Origin of the sequence: Streptomyces sp. NPDC028722 (genome assembly GCF_040637655.1) — a bacterium.
Classification (GTDB): domain Bacteria; phylum Actinomycetota; class Actinomycetes; order Streptomycetales; family Streptomycetaceae; genus Streptomyces.
On sequence record NZ_JBEZWU010000076.1, the window covers coordinates 1 to 4,571 of the forward strand.

4 protein-coding genes and 1 pseudogene are annotated in these 4,571 nt (G+C 66.0%); 3 read left to right on the forward strand and 2 right to left on the reverse strand.

Features of this window, described 5'->3' with window-relative positions; translation table 11 throughout:
* The first annotated feature begins 229 nt into the window (after positions 1 to 229).
* Both AB0F03_RS37755 and AB0F03_RS37760 read left to right on the forward strand, forming a co-directional pair.
* Positions 230 to 1,456 (forward strand): annotated as a pseudogene (locus AB0F03_RS37755) (IS701 family transposase).
* A 227-nt stretch (positions 1,457 to 1,683) separates the two neighbouring features.
* Complete coding sequence (locus AB0F03_RS37760; protein WP_362000994.1) at positions 1,684 to 1,842, forward strand: hypothetical protein; 159 nt, start codon at positions 1,684 to 1,686, stop codon at positions 1,840 to 1,842.
* A gap of 270 nt (positions 1,843 to 2,112) precedes the next feature.
* Here AB0F03_RS37760 and AB0F03_RS37765 read toward each other — a convergent pair whose 3' ends face one another.
* Together AB0F03_RS37765 and AB0F03_RS37770 are read right to left on the reverse strand one after the other, a co-directional pair.
* Positions 2,113 to 2,670: a hypothetical protein gene (locus tag AB0F03_RS37765; protein WP_362000996.1), complete on the reverse strand. Its 558-nt coding sequence runs from the start codon at positions 2,668 to 2,670 to the stop codon at positions 2,113 to 2,115.
* Between the two features lie 249 nt (positions 2,671 to 2,919).
* Positions 2,920 to 4,050, reverse strand: coding sequence for an acyltransferase (locus AB0F03_RS37770; RefSeq protein ID WP_362000998.1), 1,131 nt, complete (start codon positions 4,048 to 4,050; stop codon positions 2,920 to 2,922).
* Positions 4,051 to 4,416: 366 nt separating this feature from the next.
* On the opposite strand from AB0F03_RS37770, the gene AB0F03_RS37775 reads away from it, so the two are divergent.
* Positions 4,417 to 4,571, forward strand: a 155-nt coding sequence (locus AB0F03_RS37775; RefSeq protein ID WP_362000810.1) for a transposase, incomplete at its 3' end; no start/stop codon positions are given.

The window sequence follows — 4,571 nt, forward strand, 5'->3', positions numbered from 1 at the left end:
TCGCCCGCATGCACAACCTCGCCCTCGCCGGGTGACCCGGCAGGCCCAGCCTCCGCTTCAGGCTGCGTGATCACGGCCTTCTGCAACACCCTTTAGTACTCCAGTTGCAGTTCGCTATCCCTGCTGGTCAGGGGCACCTTTCTGAGTCTACTCAACTGATGGCCTGTCAGGTTGGGTGAGTTCGTGACCTCGGGTGCGGCGGCGCGTTGTGTTTGTCATGCAAGACGATGTGCGGCCCGACGTCTGGTCGGCGGAGCTGGAAGAGCTGTTGGTGCGGATCGGTCACCGGTTCGGGCGGGTGGATCTGCGGCGACGGATGCGAGCCTACGTGCACGGTCTGTTGGGGTCCGTGGGCCGCAAGAACAGCTGGCAGCTGGCCGAGCACGTCGGTCACCGCACCCCGGCCGGGCTACAGCACCTGCTGAGCCGGGCCTGCTGGAACCCGGATGACCTCCGCGATGACCTGCAGGAATACGTCGTAGAGAAGCTAGGGGATCCGGCAGGTGTCCTCATCGTCGACGACACCGGGTTCGTCAAGAAGGGCACGGACTCGGCCGGGGTGCAGCGGCAGTATTCCGGCACCGCCGGTCGCACCGAGAACTGCCAGATAGGCGTCTTCGCCGTCTATGCCTCGTCCAAGGGCCGTGCACTGGTGGACCGGGAGCTGTACTTACCGAAATCCTGGACGTCCGATCCGGAGCGTTGCGCCGCGGCCAAGGTCCCCGGCGAGCGCGCCTTCGCCACCAAGGGCGATCTTGCGAAAGCCATGATCATGCGGGCGCTGGCCTCGCCGCTGCCCATCGCCTGGGTGACGGGCGACGCTGCCTACGGCCAGGAGTGGCGCATGCGGTGCATGCTGGAGGAGCCTGGCGTCGGCTACGTGCTGGCCGTACCGAAATCCCAGCACATCCACGCTCTGGGCCGCGTCGACTTCGCCATCGGCCAGGCACCCGATGATGCCTGGGAGCGGCACTCCTGCGGTGATGGAGCCAAAGGACCCCGCCTTTACGACTGGGCCGCGGCCAGGCTGTCGGCCATCGACGACTTTGACGGTGAGCAGCCCACACACCACCGGTGGGTACTGGCTCGCCGCAGCCTGAGCCGCCCCGATGAGCTCGCCTACTAGCTCGCTTACGCCCCGGTCGGCACTGATGTCGCCGAGTTGGTTCGCGTGGCCGGGACACGCTGGGCGATCGAGGAGTGCTTCCAGGCGGCAAAGAACGAATGCGGCCTGGACCAGTACGAGGTTCGCCGGTATCCGGGCTGGTACCGGCACGTCACCCTGGCCATGCTCGCTCACACCTTCCTCGCCGCCATGGCCGCCGTGAGTACGGCAAAAGGGGCAGCAGAAACGGTTCCGGCGCTCTCGTCCCCCTCACCGTGGCAGAGATCCGGCGACTCCTGGCAGCTGACCGCCCGACCCTCGCCTACCTTCGGTGCAGCCGTCATTCGCTGAACTGGTCACGATGGCGACGCCGCCACCAAGCCATAGCCCGCCGCTGTCACTACCGCCGCCGCACCCGAGGTCACGAACTCATCCAACCCGACAGGCCATCAGTTGAGTAAACTCAGAAAGGTGCTCCTGGACGGGCAGGCCGTGGGCCGGATGGTGCCGAGCCTGCCGTACATCGACACCGTCCCCGTCGACGGCGGTCTGGGGGGCGGCTGACCACCGCCCGCGCCGTGCTGGATGTCGGCGAGGACATCGTGACGCTGTCCGCCGCCGGCACCGTGTTCGAGTTCGCGCCCGAGGCGGAAGCGGTGCTGTGGGGTGGTCGACGACATCAGCCACGAGGGCTTTCGGATCATCGCTCCAAGGCCGACCAAGATCCGTCCATGTGACTGCCGCCGGCCGCCAGGTACCGCTGCCAGTTCGCCACCGACTGGATCGCCGATAAGGCCCGCTGGGGGCTGAACAGCGACGCCGCTGAGTCCACCGCGCTCGCCGACCTGCTCGACACCTGCCCGGACGTGCCGATCATTCGGATCGCGGGCCTCCTCCGCCTGGTGCCGGATTCGCAGCAGGACGGTCACCGTCGCCTCGGCGAGCCGGACAGTGGCCCGCCGCACGACAAGCGGCTGGACTCCCCCCGATGACCAGGCGGGTGGGCGTCAGCCCGTCATCACGGAATTGCCACCCGACGGGGTGATGGCGTACCACTCATTGTCCTTGCCCTGGCCGTTCATGAGGCCGGCCTTCGTGTCGCCCACGTATCGGTACAGCGGCCAGCCGGCGAGGGTGAGCTGCTTCATGCCGTTCCGGTGGACCGTGCCGAGAAGGCTCTTCTTAACGCCTGAGGTCTGTACGGAGTCGTCCACGATGACGGGCATCCACGTCTGCGTGCACGAACCGGCGCACGTCCACTTGGAGGGAGCTGGCCGGTCCCTGCCGTAGCGGTAGAGGGTCATCCCCTTGTCGTCTGTGACCACACTGCTCACGCCCTTCATCGCCTTGGCTCTCACCATGGCGGTCGCGGCCATGTTTCCGCTCCCGGAGTTGCCGCCGGCGGCCGGTGCGGAGGTCGCGGGATCCGACGCGGCCGTGACGACCGGGGCGGCGCTGCCGGGACTGGTGCCGGACGCGTTGTCGTTCGAAGAGCCGCACGCTCCCAACAGGAGAGCGGAGACGAGCCCCGCGGCCGAGGCAAGGACGATGCGTTGCGGGATCAAGGGCTCACCCTTCGTCGGGAGTCGCTTCTATGTACTTCCTTGTTACGTGGGATGACTGACCGGGCTCTCAGCCGCTGAGGTCACATGACGCAGTCTTGACCATCACCGTGCTCGCTCGACGGCGGGCAGACGCCCAACCCAAAACATGCGGACGGTGGCCTGTCTGGCGAGCAGAAGCATCATTTGCGGGCTCCAGCTCGCTATCCCTGTGCTGGCCGCCCGGCGGTCATAGCACGGACTGGCTTTTTGTCAGTTCTGTGCGGTTTCCTCACAAAGCCGCTTTCCGCCCTTCGTAGTCCTACCGGACCTCCGGGAACGGCATTGCGCAATCAAGGATTTCCAGGATCTGTTCTGCCTAAAGGGCATCTCGAAGATTTGGGAGAACAGCCATGCCCCGAGCACCGAAACCGGCAGGGCCAGGACAAGCGTGAACCAGAATGTGGGCAGACCGGGCGACACGAAATGCGGGGCTACTCGGCGAATCACGGTCATGACGATCGGCAGGTGGATCAGGTAGAGGCTGTAGGAGAAGCTACCGAGACTCTGAATGGGGCTCGCGGTCAGGAGCCGTACGAGGATGGCGGGCCTGCCGGTGGCGACCGCGGCAAGCAGCATCGTCATGGCGGGAGCGATGGCGAGATCCACCCAAGCATAGTGGTTCACGGTCCAAACGGAACCGTGGATGAGGCCGAGAGCCAGGACGGGCATGGCGGCCAGTCCGGCGAACCATCCCCACGGCAGGCGTTGCACACGTTCCGACGCAACGACGACTCCTGCACCGATCACGCCTGCAACGAACACGGGAGCGAGATGTGGCGCGAGCCAGTTGTTGCCCTCCGCGGGAGATGCGTCAGCCACCATGAGCCCATGGGCAATCACCGGTAGTGTCACGCAGGCGATCAGTACCGTAGCGCTCAACCGCCGCCGCACCAACAGGAAAAGCGGAAAGAGGAGATAGAGTTCGGCCTCCACTCCGATCGACCAGAACGCGCCGTTCGGTGTAGGGGCGGTGAACATGTCCTGAGCAACGAGGCCGTACACCAGGATTGACGCGCCGGTCGGTCGTCCGTAGTGCGAAGCCGACACCACGAACCAGGAAATGATCAGGCTCAAGGTCAGCGCTGCCCAATACGGAGGCAGGATGCGCCAGGCCCGCCGGCGCAGGAACTCGCCGACGCCACCCGACCGCCAGTCGTGACGCGCGGGGGAGATCGCCAGGGAGAAGCCGGACAGCACCAGAAAGAAGACGACGGCGAGGCGCCCGAACTTCAGCCCATCCAGCCACGCAGGCGCCGAACTGTTGGGAAAGCCCGGGAAGGTGTACAACCAGCTGTGGAACAGGACCACATACAGTGCCGCCAGTCCGCGGAGGCCATCCAGGCCCGGTACTTGCCGGCGGACGCGTGCCCGGTTCGTCCTCTCCTCCTGTCCCGCTGGGGCGGCTCCGTCGAGAGAACTGCTGGCTGGACGGCTCGAAGCCACTAAAATTGTTCGACCCTTTCTGTGGGCACCGTGTACCACACACCACCAATGTCTCGGCGGTCGCCGCACGATGCAACCTGCGACCGGCGCGTGCTCGCCGACCCGTTTCCCTGGCAGTACGCCAGGCGGCACGGTGCCGCCCGCAGTGACTGGTACGTAACGTCCGGCCGGGCAGTTCAAAGCCAAGCCGACATGATCCCCGTGTCGCCGGGGTGGAGCTGCGCTAGGCCGTGTCTCTTTGGTGGGCTCATCAGTTGATCGGATGTGCCTGTCCGGTTAGTGATCACTGATGCGATGTGGGACCGGATCGAGCCGCTGATGCCAGCCGATCCGGTCCGCGGACGGCGGTGGGCCGATCACCGCCGCACGCTCGAAGCTATCGCGTGGAAGTACCGCACCAACTCGCCCTGGCGGGACCT